Consider the following 18,524-nt stretch of genomic DNA (forward strand, 5'->3'; position numbering starts at 1 on the left):
TGAACCAGAGGTTACTAAGGAAGAAATTCCATTTGAAACTAAACGTGTATTGGATCCAACAATGGAACCAGGTAGTCCTGACAAAGTAGCTCAAAAAGGTGAAAAAGGTGAAAAAACAACAACAACACCAACTACAATTAACCCAATTACGGGAGAAAAAGTAGGCGAAGGTGAACCAACAGAAGAAGTAACAAAAGAACCAATAGACGAAATTGTTAACTATGCACCTGAAATTATTCCTCATGGTACTCGTGAAGAAAATGATCCAAATTTACCAGAAGGTGAAACTAAAGTTATCCCAGGTAAAGATGGATTGAAAGATCCTGAAACTGGAGAAATCATTGAAGAACCACAAGATGAAGTAATCATCCATGGTTCAAAAGATGATTCAGACTCAGACGCAGACAGTGATTCAGATGCAGACTCTGACTCAGATGCTGATAGCGACTCAGATGCAGATTCAGACTCAGATGCCGACAGCGACTCAGATGCCGACAGTGACTCAGACGCAGACAGTGATTCAGATGCAGATTCTGACTCAGATGCGGATTCTGATTCAGACGCAGACTCAGATGCAGACTCAGATGCAGATTCAGACTCAGATGCAGATTCTGACTCAGACGCAGATAGCGACTCAGATGCAGACAGTGATTCAGATGCAGACTCTGACTCAGATGCGGACAGCGACTCAGACGCAGATTCTGACTCAGATGCGGACAGCGATTCAGACGCAGACAGTGACTCAGATGCGGATAGCGATTCAGACGCAGACAGTGATTCAGATGCAGATTCTGACTCAGATGCGGACAGTGATTCAGACGCAGATAGCGACTCAGATGCAGACTCTGATTCAGACGCAGACAGTGACTCAGATGCAGATTCTGACTCAGATGCGGACAGCGATTCAGATGCTGATAGCGACTCAGACGCAGATTCTGACTCAGATGCGGATTCTGACTCAGATGCGGATTCTGACTCAGATGCGGATTCTGACTCAGATGCGGATTCTGACTCAGATGCAGACTCTGATTCAGATGCAGACTCTGACTCAGACGCAGATAGCGATTCAGATGCGGATTCTGATTCAGATGCAGATAGCGATTCAGATGCAGATAGCGATTCAGATGCAGATAGCGATTCAGATGCGGACAGCGATTCAGATGCGGATTCTGACTCAGATGCGGATTCTGACTCAGATGCGGATTCAGACTCAGATTCAGACGCAGACAGTGACTCAGATGCAGACTCTGACTCAGATGCGGATTCTGACTCAGATGCAGGAATGGGTATGCCTTCTAAAGATTCAAGCAACAATAGTGGCGGCAACGTCGCACAAGCGGCTACTATAAATGACCACAGCAAATCTAATAACGATAAATACCTACCAGATACAGGGGAACAAGCTTTAACAAACGGAGCTTTATTCGGCGGCTTATTTGCTGGAATTGGATCATTATTCTTACTTGGTCGTCGTAAAAAAGACAACAAAGAAAATAACTAGAATTATATAATTGAAATTTTATGGCTGGGGCAAATTTTTGTCCCAGCTTCTATGATTTTTAGGGTAGTGTCATAATTTTCATTAATAAAATGGATTTAGGGTTATTTTATATAAGTTAATACAGAAAGGTATGTAATGTATGAAGATTTCTATTCAACTAAAGAATTTATTCAATAGTAATTCAGATGCAGAAAAAATATTTGTTAGTGTTGGTCATCCTTCCCAAAAGGCTATAGTAAAAATGTTTAAAGCGTATAATGCTGAACGAAATATTAAAAAATATATCGAATCATTTCGAAAAAATACTGGTAAAAATGCTGAATGGATTAAAATAGATTTCGTTACTTCAATTGAGAAAATTAAATATGAACAATTAAAGCATGACTTAACTCATACACGTAGAAATTATGTAGAATATGGCTTTTCATTAGATAATAATTGGGAGTTAGCGTTCTTACCTGAAGAAATTAATACCAATGCATTTATAAGACCTGAACCTAAGAGTAAAGAGCTTTTCATGTCTGAGAAGAACATTAACAACTATATTAAAAAGTACAAAAAGATTCGAAAATATTTCACACATCGTAATTATGAAAATGAAGATGTTTATAAGTTCTATACGAAAAGTTATTTCATTGAAAATGATCAGCTTATTGAATTAGAAGAAAAGGGATACCGTAAAGGTCTAAGAAAAATTGATAATATTTATGAAGAAATCGATCGTTTAATTGAAACAAGTACTCACTTTTTGAAAAATCAAATTCAAGATAACGGGAAGTATATTTATGGTTATTTTCCACATTTCGATAAAGAAATAGGATTTTATAATAATTTACGTCATTCATCTTCAACATATGCATTAATAGAAGGTCTGAGTTATTTAAATAAAGATGTTACTATTGTAGAAAACGCGATTGATTATTTAATCAAATATTATTTATATGAAGTTGATGGTGCTGGATATATATTTGATGATACAGAAGGTATGAATGAAATAAAATTAGGTCAAAATGCTGCATTTATTTTCGCGATTTGTGAATATTTAAAGCATGTACCTGAGAAAAATCAATATTTAGAGGCTGCTCAGAAGGTTGCTAAAGGAATATTGACGATGATTGATGATCAAAAACAAACCATTCATGTATTAAATTATCCTGATCTAACGACTAAAGAACAATTCAGAATTGTATATTATGACGGTGAAGCTGCTTTAGCGTTATTAAGACTTTATCAAATTGATCATAATGAAGAATGGTTGAATACTGTCAAATTGTTATTCGAAATGTTTATAGAGAAAAAATATTGGAAGTATCATGATCACTGGTTAGGATATTGTACAAATGAATTAGTACAAATTGATCCGCAAGAGAAGTATTATAAATTTGGCATTCAGAATGTATCGAGTTATTTAGATTATATGCAACAAAGGGAAACGACATTCCCAACATTTCTAGAAATGTTAATGGCGACTTATCACTTAGTGCAAAAAGCTAAAAAGACAGGCTATGCTGAACTTGTTGAAACTTATTTAGATGAAGAGAAATTCATTAAGACAATACATTTAAGAGCAGATTATGAAAGAACGGGCTACTTTTATCCTGAAATTGCAATGTACTTTAAAAATCCGTCGCGCATTGTGAATTCGTTCTTCATTAAACATCACGGTTACAGAGTAAGAATAGATGATATTGAACACTATTTATCAGGGTATGTTCAATACCAAAAAGTATTTAAAGATTCCTAGTATTGCTAAAGGTTGATTTAATGAGTAACTTTAAGTGATAATATGTATAAAGTTATTTTGAAATAATAAAATATGATGTATGAAGGAGTCTTTTTAATGCAAGAGAGAAAATTAGTCGCTGAAAAAGAAATCGAAATTAATGTTTATGATATTGATGCTATGGGCATTGTGAGTAATATTGTCTATGTAAGATGGTTTGAAGATTTAAGAACGGCTTTTATCAACCAATATATGACTTACTCAGAAATGATGAGATTTAATATATCACCAATATTGATGAGGACTGAGGCAGACTACAAAGTACCATTGACGATTCATGACAAACCGGTTGGTAGATGTTGGTTAGTTAAAGTGAGTAGAATGAAGTGGGAACTAGAATTCGAAATTGCTACTGAAGACAAAGTGCATTGTACAGGATATCAAAAAGGTGGATTTTATAATGTGGTGGATGAGAAAATAGCACAAACACCGAAAGTATTTTTAGAAATTTAAGTTAGGGTGGCATATATGACAAATAATCAAGATACGTTATTTAAACCTATTGCTGTTTTTGATGCGGGAATTGGCAGTTATTCAATTGTAGAATTGTTAAAAAAGACATATCCAAATCAAGATTTAATATATTTGGCAGATCGCAATCAGTTTCCTTATGGTCAAAAATCTATCCATGAATTAAAAACTTTGATTACGGAAACCATTCATTATTTAGAAAAGTGGAATCCTCGTTTGATTATCGTGGCATCTAATGTACCAACGATTACAATTCTAGATGATTTGAAAGATGAATTTGATACTGAAATCATAGGTGTGTATCCACCAGTGAAAGAAGCATTAGAAAAATCTTCTACTAAACAAATAGGTATTTTAGGTGTTCAATCTTTAATTGAAAGTGATGCATTAAATGAATTTATAGCCAATGAAGTTTCTTCAGGAAATGTATATCAATTTAATGCTTCTTCTTTAGTTGAATTAGTTGAAGACGGATCATTTATATCAGATAAATACCATACTTTAATAACTGTGAAGAATTTTATGGATGATATTTTAGACCAACATGAAGAAATTGATATATTCACATTATCTTCTACACATCTACCGTGGTTGTATAGTTATTTTAAGGAATTATATCCACATATCATGTTTATTGATCCTGCTCAAACTGTTATTGAACAAGCAGAATCATACACTTCCAACGGCCATGGAACGATTAAGACATTAGTAACCGAAAATGAGAACTATACTATAGAAGGTTTTGAATCCATACTTGAAAAGTTAAATATAGACTTGGACATTGAAAAAATTGAAATAAATTAAAATTTTCATTTTACAACTTTAGATTATATGTTAGTATATCTTAACGATTAATTTAAAGGGGGTAAATGATGTTTGATATCGTATCTTTTCAACTGTTTTTAATCACAGTGCTAATCATCTGTATCACACCCGGTATTGATATGATGTTTATACTAAATAGAAGTATTTCACAAGGTAGAGATGCAGGTATATATTCAGCATTAGGTGTTTCGGTAGGTGCAGTCGTTCATACTATACTGTCAGGATTAGGCTTGTCCGTTATCTTACAAACTTCCGTTGTTTTGTTCACGATTATTAAAATTGTCGGAGCAGTTTATTTAATTTATCTAGGTATACAAATGTTTATAAGTAAACAATCTTCAATCTCTATAAATAAGACCGTGTATCAGTCTCGTAGAAAATTATTTGTACAAGGTGTGATCACGAACGTTACGAATCCTAAAGTAGCACTATTCTTTATTTCCTTTATTCCACAGTTTATTTCAGTGGATAATCAGTATGGACCAATACCATTTTTAATATTGGGCAGTATTTTTGCAGTAATGGGTGCGATAACATCATTTATCATTGCTATCTTTTCAAGTAGTTTAACAACAAAATTAAGAGATAATATCGTAGCAGAAAAAATTATTAATAAAATAAGTGGAGCAGTATTTGTCATATTAGGAATAAGTCTATTCGGTACAAAATCATAAAGATGAATAAAATGGCTCGGGACATTGAATGATGTCCCGGCCATTTTTTTATATTGAGGAATAGTAGGTGGAATGAAGGGGCTTGTATTTATCAAGACGAGTGAAATAAGATAAATAGGAGGCTTGTATTTATCAAGACGAGTGAAACAAGATAAATAGGAGGCTTGTATTTATCAAGACATGTGAAACAAGATAAATAGGAGCCGTGAACATTGCAAGCGAGGCACGACTAGCAACATTGGAGCCGTGAACATTGCAAGCGAGGCACGACTAGCAACATTGGAGCCTTGAATATTGCAAGTGAGGCATGACTAGCAACATTGGAGCTGTGAATGTTGCAAGACTCCCGAAACAAGCAACATACCTCCTCCAAACCGCCGAACCCCCGAACCTCAGAACCCTCCCCACTTCATCTCCCTCACCTCTAAAATCCCCTATACGCCATTCGGATGATTTTTATATAAATGTATGAAAATTACGAACTTTCAATTTTTATATGAATTTTTTGTGCTAAAATTTTAAATGTGTAGTTATAAGGGGAGTGTGGACGATTATGAAGGTATTTGCAAAATTGGGCTGGTTTATTAAACAAGAACGGAAAAATTATATTTTTGGCATTCTCATTTTATTACTTGTTGCGCTGATTGATTTGTTGCCTCCACAAATTATTGGTCGTGTAATTGATGGTATTAGCTTTAATACTTTAACGGGAAAGACGCTTCTTATTTATCTCATCATTTTATTTCTTGCTGCTGTATTAACATATGTATTTCGATACTATTGGCGCATTATGATATTCGGGGCGAGTATGAGATTAGGGAAGATATTAAGAGAGCGACTGTATCACAAGTATACGTCGATGAGTCCTTCTTTTTTCCAAGAAAGACGCACTGGGGATTTAATGGCACATGCTACAAATGATATTAGAGCTGTTCAGAATACTGCAGGGGGTGGCGTTCTGACAATTGCTGATTCACTGATGTCTGGTGGTGCTGTTCTGATTACTATGGCGATTACAGTTGATTGGCGTTTAACTTTAATTGTTATGATTCCACTTCCTATTATGATTATATTAACGAGTTATTATGGAAAGTTGCTTAACCGCGGTTTCAAAAAAGCACAGGCTGCGTTTAGTCAATTGAATGATAAGACTCAAGAGAGTATTGCTGGGATAAAAGTCACAAAGACATTCGGTTATGAAAAAGATGATCAAGCAGATTTTAAGCAACTTAGTGATGATGTCGTATACAAAAATTTAAAAGTTTCTAAAATTGATGCGTTGTTTGATCCAACCATTATGTCAGTAATTGGTGTCAGTTATTTTTTAGCAATATTCTTTGGCGCAAGAATGGTGATTCAAGATGATATTACAATTGGACAACTTGTTACATTTACAACTTATTTAGGAATGATGGTTTGGCCACTGCTCGCACTTGGATTATTCTTTAATATTGTTCAAAGAGGTCATGCATCATATGAAAGAATTAATGAAATTACCAATGTTCAAAATGATGTCGATATGGAAGTTAAGACTGATATGATTCCTGAAGGGGATATTCACGTCGACATTCAATCTTTTAAATTTCCAAACGATGATAATGTGGCATTACATGACATTCATTTTACGATTGAAAAAGGTACTACATTAGGCATTGTCGGTCGAACAGGATCAGGTAAAAGTGCAATCATTCGTTTATTATTACGCGAATTTGATACGAAAGAAGCAGATGAAATCATATACGGTCGTCATCCATTGAGTTATTTTGATATTCGTCATTTAAGAGCGCAATTCGGTTATGTACCTCAAGACCACTTTTTATTTTCGACTTCGATAAGAAATAACATTGCTTTTAGCGATCCTACTATCGATGATGACATCATTCATAACGCAAGTAATATTAGTTATATTCACCAAGATATATTAAGCTTTCCTGAAGGATACGATACAGTTGTCGGTGAGAGAGGTGTATCATTATCAGGTGGTCAGAAGCAAAGGATATCTATCGCAAGGGCATTAATTATGAATCCAACTGTACTGATATTAGATGATTCATTATCAGCAGTAGATGCAGAAACTGAAGAACATATACTTGAAAATATGCAGAACGTTAGACAAGGTAAGACAAATATTATTACAGCTCATAGAATGAGTGCTGTCAGTCATGCTGATATGATTATCGTGATGGATGAAGGCACAATCATTGAACGAGGTACACATCACGAGTTGATGAATCTTAAAGGTTGGTATTATGACACGTATCAATCACAAGCATTACATGAAAAGATTGCGAGTAGTCTAGATGAATTGGCAAAGGGGGATGACAACGATGGCACAAAATCATAATTTAACTGCCAAAGATCAGTTTGATGTACTCAAAAGATTAATTAAATATACGTTCCCCTTTAAAGGTATCATTGCACTTGCTTTCTTGATGCTGACGATTTCGACAGTTGCAAGTGTCGCAACACCTTATTTAGTAAAAGTATTTATCGATGATTATTTAACACCGCGTGTATTTCCAGAATCTGATATGACATTACTTATTGTGATATTCTTTGTCGTTCAAATCATCGGTGCTGTAACAACATATTGGAATGTATACTTATTTCAATATTTAGCTTTTAAAGTCATTCAACAATTAAGAATTGATGCTTTTGATAAAATTGGCCAACTAGGCATGCGCTATTTTGATAAAGAGCCAGGTGGTAGTATTGTATCAAGGTTAACGAATGATACGGAAGCCATTGTAGAAATGTTTATTGGTGTATTTTCATCATTTTTAATGGCATTATTTATGGTTATTTCAAGTTATGTCATGATGTTTATTTTAGATTTTAAATTGGCTTTAATGGCACTTGTATTTGTACCCATTATAGTTGTCATATTAGCACTTTATAGAAAATATTCTGCTATATACTTTTCTCAAGCGAGACAGCTTTTATCAGATTTAAATGCGAAGTTAGCTGAATCTATCGAAGGTATGAGGATTATTCAAGTATTTAATCAAGAAAAGAGATTACAAAAAGAATTTAATGAAATTAACGATGATCACTATGAATTTAATATGAAGACTGTCAAAATTGATGGCTTACTTTTGAGACCGGCAATCAGTATGATTTCTGTATTTGCGGTCATTATGATCTTAAGTTACTTCGGTATATTGAGCTTTTCTGGTGGCATTACAGCAGGTGTTGTATTTGCATTCGTACAATATATGGAGCGTTTCTTTGAACCGATTAACCAAGTCAGTCAAAATTTAAACGTACTTCAACAAGCACTCGTATCAGCGAGTCGTGTATTTAAACTTATCGATAATGATATGCTTGAACCCGAGCAACAAGAGTGTCAAGATTTTCATATTACTGATGGTAAAATTGAATTTAAAGGTGTAACATTTAGTTACGATGGCCAAAAAGATGTATTAAAAAATATATCATTTACCGCAAACCCAGGTGAAACAGTTGCACTTGTTGGGCATACAGGTTCCGGGAAAAGTTCAATTATTAATTTGTTTATGAGATTTTATGAATTTGAACAAGGTGATATTTTAATCGATCAACAATCGATTAAGCAAATACCAAAAAAGGAACTGAAATCTAATATTGGGCTTGTGCTTCAAGATGCATTTATTTTCTATGGAACGATTACATCAAATATAAAATTGTATCACCCGGCGATGACTTTTGAAAAAGTGCAAGAAGCGGCTGAATTTGTAAATGCAGATCAATTTATCAATAAATTACCTGGGAAATATGAACATAAAGTAATCGAAAAAGGTAGTGCATTTTCAAGTGGAGAAAGACAATTGTTAGCATTTGCAAGAACAATCGCAAGTGATCCAAAAATATTAATACTGGATGAAGCAACAGCTAATATTGATTCAGAAACAGAAGCGCAAATTCAAGCATCTTTAGAAAAAATGAGAAAAGGCAGAACAACATTAGCGATTGCGCATAGACTATCAACTATTCAAGATGCCGATCAAATACTTGTATTGAATAAAGGTGAAATTGTTGAAAAAGGCACACATGACGAGTTGATTAAACAAGACGGTATTTATCACAAAATGTATTTACTTCAAAATGGATAAAAGTACGAACTGATCAGACGAAAGTGTCTGGTCAGTTTTTATATATGTAATTATGTATAATAAACAGTAATAGATAAATAGAGGAGGATTTTACATGGGTGTTTTTGATGTAGATTATAATAAAATAACTGAGCGAACACAATTTCCATATGAAATCGAAGTGATTCATCACACTTGGATAATGATGCAAGATGGTACGAAATTATCAGCTAAAATCTGGCAACCTAAGACTGACACTAAGACTAAAGGTGCGGTATTAGAATATTTACCATATAGAAAAGATGAATTTACAGCTTTACGGGATGAAATTAGACATAAATATTTTGCGGGGTTTGGGTATACTGCTATTCGAGTTGATATAAGAGGAACTGGGGATTCTGAAGGTATTATCGAAGACGAATATCCGTTACAAGAACAAGATGATGCATTGGACATTATAGATTGGATAACAAACCAAGAATGGTCAAATGGCTCAGTAGCAATGATCGGTAAATCGTGGGGAGGATTTAACGGATTACAGGTTGCTGCGAGACAACCAGAAGCATTGAAGACCATTATCTCATTATGTTCAACGGATGATCGGTATGCGGATGACGTTCATTATAAAGGCGGAACGCTTATGGCTTCTGATATGCTTTGGTGGGCTTCAACGATGTTTGCATATAATGCACGACCAGCTTTTCCGAAATATTTCGGTGATAATTGGTATGAAAATTGGTTAGATCGTTTAGAACATACACCACCGTTTGTGGAAGAATGGGTTAGTCATCAAACAAGAGATGATTATTGGAAGCACGGTTCTATCAATGAAGACTATTCAAACATTTCCATTCCGGTATTAACGATGAGTGGTTGGGCTGACGGCTACACAAATGCTGTGTTTCGTTTAATGCGTCATTTGAATGTTCCAAAGAAAGGTATTATAGGACCTTGGGCACATGAATTTCCAGATGTCGCAATTCCTGGACCTCAATTTGGATATTTACAAGAAGTTGTCGCATGGTTAGACAAATGGATGGAAGCGGATGAACATATTAACCATAAAGATGAATTTCTTGTTTATGTTCAAGATAGTGTAGAACCACAAACTTCATACGACTATCGAGAAGGAAAATGGCTAGATTTATTAAAAGAAGACATCAAGTCGAAAGATATTTTTAGTAGTATGACGCAAGAAATCACATTGAAAAATAATCAACAACATGGTCTTTATTCAGGCGTGTTCTGTCCTTTTGGCCAAGAAGGGGACTTACCTGATGATCAAACAATCGATAATGCTTTAGCATGCTCATTTATGGTTGAAACGTATGGTGAAACATTGAATGTCATTGGACAACCTGTCGCAAAGCTTCACGTTAAATCAGATTGTGCTTATGGCAATATACATGTGCGTATTTCCGACGTGCATCCTAACGGCAAGAAGACATTGATTACGAAAGGTCAGCTGAATCTAAATCACTATAAGAGTCATGAAACACCAGAGACACTACCGATTAACGAGTATATCAATGCAGAAGTACCACTAGATGTTATAGGCTATCAAGTACCAGCAGGACATAAAATAGAAGTGTCTATCTCACCTACATATTGGCCACAAATTTGGCCGAGCAAAGAGATAGCAAATATAAAATTGGATTTAGAGTATTCACAATTGATATTACCTTTAGTTAATCATTTTGAAGAAGTTCAATTAGATTATCCTTTATCAGAAACAGCCCGGCCTCTAGAAAAAATCATTCATAGAGAAGGGTCTCGAACGAGAGATGTGACGAAGCGGTTAACGACCAATGAATGGGAATTAAGAGATTATTCAGATGAAGGATTGAGAACGTTAAAAGATAGTCATATCACATATGGAACAGAGAACTTAAATATCTACACAATTAAAGAAGACGATCCATTATCAGCCAAAGTCCAATGTGATTGGAAAGTGATCGTTAAAGATGATGATATAGATACTGAAGTAGAAACATTTAGTACAATGACATGCGATGAAGACTATTATTACTTATATAATAAAGTCGTAGCTTATAATGAAGGCGAACAATGCTTCTCAAAAACATGGAAAAAGAAAATAGAACGGGATTTTACTTGAAGATGAAATTTGAATAGAAGAATAGCGCACGAAGACTGAGAGATATCGTGCGCTAATATTTGAAAAGTCATATGTTCTTTTTCAAATAACATATAAGAAAAACCGCGAAAACTAACAGCTTACGTAAGTTTTCGCGGTTTTTTTAATCTATATAACGATATGACATTAATTCTTGTAACATTTGAATTTCTTCTTGGAGTTTGGCGCCGATGTTTGTATCTCGAACTTTCTTTCTTTCGAGTTCTTCATCTACAACACGTCGAACGGATAGTTCATCAGCACCGTTGAGTAGTACATTTTCTTTTGTACCAAAGTGTTTGTGGGCAACGAGTTGCATACCAAATGAATTATACAATAATGTATAGCCTGCGATACCTGTTGTAGATTGATAAGCTTTTGAAAATCCACCGTCTATAACAATCATCTTGCCATTTGCTTTAATTGGATTTTCACCATCAATTTCTTTAACAGGTGTGTGACCGTTGATAATACGACCTTGTTCAGGGTCTAAATCAAATTCTTCTAACATTTTGCGACACATATCGCTATCTTCTCTTAAATAATAATAAGGGTTTTTTTCTTCTTTATGTGATACTTTATCTTTTATAAAATATCTTTCGAACGTTGTCATGGCACGTTTACCAAATAATGAAGAATATTTACCTGTCCATAAATACCAAATTAAATCTGTAGATAAATCATCTGTTTCATGTTTACGACTAAATGAATTTCTAATATGATATTCGAATTGGTCTAATAACTCTCGCCCATTATAGACTTTACCGTCAATTTCCATTTCTTCCATATTACCTTGTTCATCTACGGGTATACAGCCATGGATAAGTAAATTGCCATTATATTTTAAGTATAAGTTACCTTTTTTCATTAAAAAGTTCATATGACGTTTCAGTTTTTCGGATTCTTGTACAGAAAGTAGAAGTTTATTAATAACTTCCTCTTCTTCTTCGTTTAGTTGTGCTGGATTTGTTGGATCAACTGTTTCAAAGCATGTATTTTCTAACTGATACGTTTGACCGTAAATAGTAATCTTATTGTTATCGTAGTTTACTTTTTCGAGTAGAAGTCTTTCTTCCATATCAAATGAAGGACGACGTTTAATAATTGGACTTTCTAGTTTAAATTGAATGATGGCGATTGCTTGATGAATCTTAGTGATTTGAAGTTTTTCTTCTTCTGATAGTTCTTTGTCGGCATGTTTTTTTGGATGAAATGCAGTATTGTCGCCGTAATATTTTTCAGCTAAATTAACTAATGGTCGCAAATTAATTCCATATGCATCTTCAATGATATCTAAATTATCATAACGTGCGCATATTCTTAAAATATTAGCTAAACATACTTTTGAACCAGCATAAGCGCCAATCCATAATACGTCATGGTTACCCCATTGGATATCAACAGAATGATAATTGATTAACGTCTCCATAATTTTATCGGGTTCAGGACCACGATCATAAATATCTCCTACAACATGTAAATGGTCAACGACTAATCTTTGAATCGTGTATGCTAAACCAATAATCAGTTTATCTGATTGGCCTAGTGAAATGATTTTTTGAACAATTGTTTCGTAGTAAGTCGTTTTATTGTTATAAACATTACTTTTATATAGTAACTCTTCGATTATGTATACGAATTGTTTTGGTAAAGCTTTACGTAACTTAGAACGTGTATACTTACTTGAAGCGTATGAAATAAGATGAATCATCTGTTGAATTGTTTCAATATACCATTCATTTAGTTCCGATTTCGATGCAAATTGATTTTTAACAAGTTTCAATTTTTCTTCTGGATAATAAACGAGTGCAGCAAGGTCGCTAATATGTTCTTCAGAATGTGTATCTTTAAATATGTCATTAATTTTAGCTCTCACATTACCAGAACCATTTCTTAAAACATGTTGGAATGCATGATATTCACCATGTAAGTCACTTACGAAATGTTCTGTGCCTTTAGGTAAGTCTAAAATAGATTGTAAATTAATAATTTCAGTTGCTACTTTTTCTTCTTCATCAAACTTTTCTGCTAATAAATTTAAGTATTTTGCTTTTAAATTCTGGATGTCGTATTGAGTCATAAAAAAATTCACTCCGTTCATCATTTCGAGATTTTTTATTTAGAAATTAAACCTACCATTTAAGATATAGTATAACACATTAAGCGTTTTCTTTTATGGTTTAAGATTCACTTCTCTAGTCTAAATATATATAAAGGAGTCGATCATTCATGGTATGTAAAATAGATAGAATTTATAATAATCTTGATGAAAGAGGTGTAAGAGTATTAGTGGACCGAGTATGGCCGAGAGGGTTATCTAAAGACAAAGCAAATTTAGATTATTGGTTAAAAGACATCGCGCCATCTAGTGAATTAAGAAAATGGTTCAATCACGAACCAAGTAAATTTAAAGCATTTAAAGAAAAATATAAACAAGAACTCGAATCAGGAGATCAACAAGAAGCTTTAAATAAACTAAAAGAAATTTATAAAGAAAATAAACAAACACTCATCATACTGTATGGCGCCAAAGACGAAAAACACAATCAAGCAATCGTGTTGAAAGAAATATTGGATGGGTGAGTCTTCGCTTAAGTACTAAATATAGCCAAGAGATAGGGTAAGTCATGGCTTAAGTACTGAGTAAAGCCAAGAGATAGGGTAAGTCATGGCTTAAGTACTGAATAAAGCCAAGAGAAAGCCCAAGTCATGGCTTAAGTACTGAGTAAAGCCAAGAGATAGTCCAAGTCATGGCTTAAGTACCGAGTAAAGCCAAGAGATGACTCAAGTCATGGCTTAAGTACTGAATAAAGCCAAGAGATGACTCAAGTCATGGCTTAAGTACCGAGTAAAGCCAAGAGAAAGCCCAAGTCATGGCTTAAGTACTGAGTAAAGCCAATAGAAAGCCCAAGTCATGTCTTAAGTACTGAGTAAAGCCGAGAGATAGTCCAAGTCATGGCTTAAGTACTGAATAAAGCCAGGAGATGCCCGAAGTCATGGCTTAAGTATTGAGTAAAGCCAAGAGAAAGCCCAAGTCATGGCTTAAGTACTGAGTAAAGCCAAGAGAAAGCCCAAGTCATGGCTTAAGTACTGAATAAAGCCAGGAGATGCCCGAAGTCATGGCTTAAGTACCGAATAAAGCCAAGACTTCACCCGCAATTGCCTCCTAGTCTTGGTCCAACTCCATCTTTCTCCCTACTTTATACACCTATTAAACTGTTGATATATATCTTCTGCGGTTTCTTGTGATTCTATACCGCGTACGTTCATACGACCGTCTTTGAATAAGGTCATGGTCATATCATCATATTCTATAAATTTTACATATGCGTTTTCTTTAGCAATTTGTCCTGGAAAATGATGTGCTAATTCAAATGCGTGTTGTTTAAATCTAAACAGGAACGTATCTCCACATAATGCTTCTATTGATGAAAGGGGTGGTGTGTTTAATGCTTGATATATCCCTTGTTCACATACAACGCAGTCATTGTCTTTTAATAAATTGATATTTGTTGACCGTATGTTCATTTCAAATGTATCTATTGTTATGAGCTTTTTAGAAAAAGATTTTCCTGCAACATATCTGAGTAATTCTGACACTTCGTAACTGGCTACTTGTTGAACGACTGGTGGTAGCACGCCGTTTATAGCACAACTTTCTCCAGTTTGAGGTACGCTTTGCAAAATACATCTTAAGCAAGGTCCACTATAATCAATTGCATAAACGGTCCCTTTACTTCCGACTGCAGCGCCATATATCCATGGTATATTTAATTTATGGCAAACTTCATTGATTAAAAAGCGCATATCAAATTGATCCATGCCATCGATTACAATATCTGGTTGGACATTTTTAATAATGGTTTCAATGTTTTGTGTCGTTAATTCTTGGTTGATAGCATTCAATTCAACATGATGATTAATTTGTGTAACTTTCCTTTTTAAAGCAACGACTTTAGGGAGCATTTCCTGTGCATCATGTTCATCATAGAGTGCTTGACGATGTAAATTAGAAAGCTCAACAATATCCATGTCGATTATCGTTAATTGATGGGCGCCCATGCGAGCAAGTAGTTCTGCAACATGACTGCCTAATGCACCTGCACCCAATATCATTATACTGGTATTCTGCAATTTTTCTTGACTATGCTCGCCGAACTGTTGAAACTTCATTTGTCGCCCGTAACGTTCCATTACAAGAATCCTAATCCTTCAGTTGGGCTTGATGCTTGTGCTGTATATTTAACAGGAATTCTTCCTGCTTCATAACTCAATAGACCGGCTTCAATACCTAATTTCATCGCTTCAGCCATTTTTACAGGGTCTTTCGCACTAGAAATGGCAGTATTCAATAAAATTGCATCTGCGCCAAGTTCCATCGCGAAACAAGCATCTTTCGGTGAACCAATACCAGCATCCACGATAACGGGAATGTTAGATTGTTCAATGATATATCTTAAATTAAGTGGGTTATTAATGCCTCTGCCTGTTCCAATTGGAGAAGCTAGTGGCATAATCGCGTGAACACCTAATGCTTCAAGTCGTTTAGCTAACACAACATCACACGAAATATAAGGACAGACAGTATAGCCTTTATCTAATAATATTTCACATGCTTTATAAGTTTCGATTGGGTCTGGCAGTAAAGTTTTATCATCTCCAATGACTTCTACTTTAATTAAGTTGCAAAGCCCAGCATGATTGGCAATTTCTGCAATACGTACAGCTTCTTCTGCAGTATGTGCACCAGCAGTATTAGGAAAAGTAATAAAGCGATTTAAATCAACATTTGTTAATGGGTTAGGTAATGATTTGTCATATAAATTCATTCTTCTAACAGCAAAAGTCAGCACTTCTGCGCCTGATGCTTGGATTGCTTTAGATTGTATTTCTTCATCTTTAAATTTACCAGTACCTAATAATAATCTTGAGTTGAGTTCATATGGTCCTATTTTTAACATTTTATCCGCCTCCAACAAATTCTAGTAGTTCTAATCTATCTGATTCTCTAACAGTAATATCATTAAATTGTTCACTTTTAATGAGTGTATCGTTCCACTCGACGATGATTCTATCTTTATCTAATTCCAGAGAGTCTAGTAAATCTGACAACGTTAACGCATCTTCAAAATTAAATTCATCACCATTAATGATACATTTCATAAATGGACACACCTCCTCACTTTAAACGCTTCTAATAACGTAGGTCTTACTTCATAAACAATCCATTCAGCCATTAATTTGCCGATTATAGGTGACAGTAATATGCCATTACGATAATGGCCCGTAACAATATATAAATCTTCATCGATTTCATCCATAATGGGCCACTCATTATCAGTGTATGGTCTAATGCCCGACCATTTATGAATGAGTCGACTACTTGATAATAATGGAATGTATTTACATGCCTGACGCATTAACCAATTTTCTCCTTCAACTGATGTGCCAACAGTATAGTCATCTACATAACTCGTTGCACCCACTAAAAATCGATTGCCACGTTTCGGCACAATGTAACAGCCATTCGTCATGAAAAGTGTTTGTTCTAATTTTAAGTCTGGATGTTCTAACAGTAGAACTTCGCCTTTAACACCTGTTACTTTTGGCTCAATTTCATAGTCTGCTAATAACTGATGACTCCATGCACCTCCAGCAACAATGACCTTTTTGGAAAGTAAAATTTGATTTGCAGTGAGCACTTTAAACGAATCGTTTAAGCGATGTATGGATTTAACTTCAGTATGATAAATGCGTTCAATTCCTTTATACTCAATAGATTTCAATAAAGCTTTAGCATATTGATTGGCATTAATTTGGCCATCAAATGGAATATAAATCGCTTTATGATTATAGGAAATCGTATGATTTGAAAGGTGACGAAGTGATTGACTATTTAATGTAGTAACTGAACGATCACGTTTATTTAAAAAACGATATTGCTCAGTTAAGCTGTCGATATCATCTCGTGATGCGGCCATTTTAATTAAACCGTGTGCTTGATAATCAATATTGATATTCGTCTCTTTATATAACGTGTGACTGAGTGATTCGAAATAATCTCTCGAACGTAATGCAAGTTGATAAAGGGGTGTATCTTCAATAAATTCATTTTGTGCACCTAACATCCCACCAGCTTTATAAGATGCGTGTAATCCAGGAACATCTCGATCTATCACAGCGATAGACAACGAATCATTTTTAAGGGCTAATTCACGCGCAATAGACATCCCCATGACGCCAGAGCCAACAATTAACATGTCATACATATGCAAGCCACTCCTCTCTTAATAACTGAATTTCACGCGAACTTCGATCTCTGAAAAATGATATTGCACAAACACCTTCAAAGCCATGAGGCAACGACTTAATAGAATGCGTATCTATGCCACCAATTGCATAAACAGGAATATCTATAGATACTGCATCCTTTATGTCTTTAGAAGACCTTGGTTTAAGACCATCTTTAGAACACGTTTCAAACACGTGACCAAAGAATACGAAATCTAAAGACCACTCACGTGCGCGTTTCACAGTTTCAACTGAATGTGTAGACATACTAACGGATATATGAGGGTGAAGCTTTTTAAATTCAAATGCTTGCACGTCATCTTCACGAAAATGAATAAAATTTAAATCATATTTTTCAAGTATGGTCATATCAGAATGAATCATTAATTTCGTTTGCGAAAAGCCATTTGCTAATAAATAATCAAGCGCCCAGCATAGATCATCATGTGTCATAGGCACTCTCAGTAATAACAAATCAATCTCTTCTGCAATCTCTATATAATGTTCTAAATCATCAACATCTAAGTCTTTATACGGTGTAACAGCAATAAACAATGAAATCACTCCAAATAAAAAACGCTATTTTTCTGGATAGAAAAATAGCGTAAAAATTTAATTATAAGTATAAGTAAGCTTATATACGCCACTTTCCTACGCCAGTATGAACTGGATCAGGTTCAAGGAATCCCGAAGTCACTACTTCAGTCTCAGCCTATAATAAGGCACTTCCAGTGGACATTTATTCAGTTATTACATCCATTGTACATATAAAAGT

Annotated in this window: 15 protein-coding genes and 1 riboswitch; of the genes, 9 read left to right on the forward strand and 6 right to left on the reverse strand. The window is 34.6% G+C overall.

Annotated features, from left to right (window positions below; translation table 11 throughout):
• The 8 genes from CD035_RS14065 to CD035_RS13695 form a co-directional block, all read left to right on the forward strand.
• A partial coding sequence (locus CD035_RS14065) for a G5 domain-containing protein (RefSeq protein WP_219728652.1) occupies positions 1–1,501 on the forward strand: 1,501 nt, incomplete at its 5' end.
• Between the two features lie 139 nt (positions 1,502–1,640).
• Positions 1,641–3,245, forward strand: coding sequence for a hypothetical protein (locus CD035_RS13665; protein ID WP_048540702.1), 1,605 nt, complete (start codon positions 1,641–1,643; stop codon positions 3,243–3,245).
• Positions 3,246–3,341: 96 nt separating this feature from the next.
• Positions 3,342–3,737 carry an acyl-CoA thioesterase gene (locus CD035_RS13670; protein WP_088592162.1) on the forward strand — a complete coding sequence of 132 codons (396 nt, stop codon included), beginning with the start codon at positions 3,342–3,344 and terminating at the stop codon, positions 3,735–3,737.
• A gap of 15 nt (positions 3,738–3,752) precedes the next feature.
• A complete protein-coding gene (locus tag CD035_RS13675; protein ID WP_048540704.1) occupies positions 3,753–4,559 on the forward strand; it encodes a glutamate racemase in 807 nt (268 codons plus the stop codon).
• A 68-nt stretch (positions 4,560–4,627) separates the two neighbouring features.
• A complete protein-coding gene (locus CD035_RS13680; protein WP_048540705.1) occupies positions 4,628–5,254 on the forward strand; it encodes a LysE family translocator in 627 nt (208 codons plus the stop codon).
• Positions 5,255–5,807: 553 nt separating this feature from the next.
• Positions 5,808–7,598: an ABC transporter transmembrane domain-containing protein gene (locus CD035_RS13685; RefSeq protein ID WP_048540706.1), complete on the forward strand. Its 1,791-nt coding sequence runs from the start codon at positions 5,808–5,810 to the stop codon at positions 7,596–7,598.
• Positions 7,582–9,345 (forward strand): ABC transporter ATP-binding protein, encoded by a 1,764-nt coding sequence (locus tag CD035_RS13690; protein WP_048540707.1) that lies wholly within the window; start codon positions 7,582–7,584, stop codon positions 9,343–9,345. Before CD035_RS13685 ends, CD035_RS13690 begins: the two co-directional genes overlap by 17 nt.
• 94 nt (positions 9,346–9,439) lie before the next feature.
• Positions 9,440–11,440 carry a CocE/NonD family hydrolase gene (locus CD035_RS13695; RefSeq protein WP_048540708.1) on the forward strand — a complete coding sequence of 667 codons (2,001 nt, stop codon included), beginning with the start codon at positions 9,440–9,442 and terminating at the stop codon, positions 11,438–11,440.
• A 142-nt stretch (positions 11,441–11,582) separates the two neighbouring features.
• On the opposite strand, the gene CD035_RS13700 is transcribed toward CD035_RS13695, so the two are convergent.
• A complete protein-coding gene (locus tag CD035_RS13700) occupies positions 11,583–13,538 on the reverse strand; it encodes a fructose-bisphosphatase class III (RefSeq protein ID WP_048540709.1) in 1,956 nt (651 codons plus the stop codon).
• Between the two features lie 149 nt (positions 13,539–13,687).
• On the opposite strand from CD035_RS13700, the gene CD035_RS13705 reads away from it, so the two are divergent.
• Positions 13,688–14,041: a DUF488 domain-containing protein gene (locus CD035_RS13705; protein WP_048540710.1), complete on the forward strand. Its 354-nt coding sequence runs from the start codon at positions 13,688–13,690 to the stop codon at positions 14,039–14,041.
• 612 nt (positions 14,042–14,653) lie between these two features.
• Here the strand turns inward: CD035_RS13705 and CD035_RS13710 are convergent.
• The 5 genes from CD035_RS13710 to CD035_RS13730 are packed head-to-tail and all read right to left on the reverse strand — an operon-like array spanning position 14,654 to position 18,313.
• Positions 14,654–15,652, reverse strand: a complete 999-nt coding sequence (locus CD035_RS13710; protein WP_048540711.1) for a ThiF family adenylyltransferase — start codon at positions 15,650–15,652, stop codon at positions 14,654–14,656.
• Complete coding sequence (locus CD035_RS13715; protein ID WP_048540712.1) at positions 15,652–16,419, reverse strand: thiazole synthase; 768 nt, start codon at positions 16,417–16,419, stop codon at positions 15,652–15,654. The genes CD035_RS13710 and CD035_RS13715 overlap by 1 nt, the downstream gene beginning before the upstream one ends.
• Position 16,420: 1 nt before the next feature.
• Complete coding sequence (thiS, locus tag CD035_RS13720; RefSeq protein ID WP_025905802.1) at positions 16,421–16,621, reverse strand: sulfur carrier protein ThiS; 201 nt, start codon at positions 16,619–16,621, stop codon at positions 16,421–16,423.
• Positions 16,618–17,727, reverse strand: coding sequence for a glycine oxidase ThiO (gene thiO, locus CD035_RS13725; RefSeq protein WP_048540713.1), 1,110 nt, complete (start codon positions 17,725–17,727; stop codon positions 16,618–16,620). The genes thiS and thiO overlap by 4 nt, the downstream gene beginning before the upstream one ends.
• Positions 17,720–18,313 (reverse strand): thiamine phosphate synthase, encoded by a 594-nt coding sequence (locus CD035_RS13730; protein WP_048540714.1) that lies wholly within the window; start codon positions 18,311–18,313, stop codon positions 17,720–17,722. Before CD035_RS13730 ends, thiO begins: the two co-directional genes overlap by 8 nt.
• A 67-nt stretch (positions 18,314–18,380) precedes the next feature.
• Positions 18,381–18,489: riboswitch (TPP riboswitch) on the reverse strand.
• Positions 18,490–18,524 lie beyond the last annotated feature (35 nt).

This window comes from Mammaliicoccus sciuri, assembly GCF_002901825.1.
Taxonomy (GTDB): domain Bacteria; phylum Bacillota; class Bacilli; order Staphylococcales; family Staphylococcaceae; genus Mammaliicoccus; species Mammaliicoccus sciuri.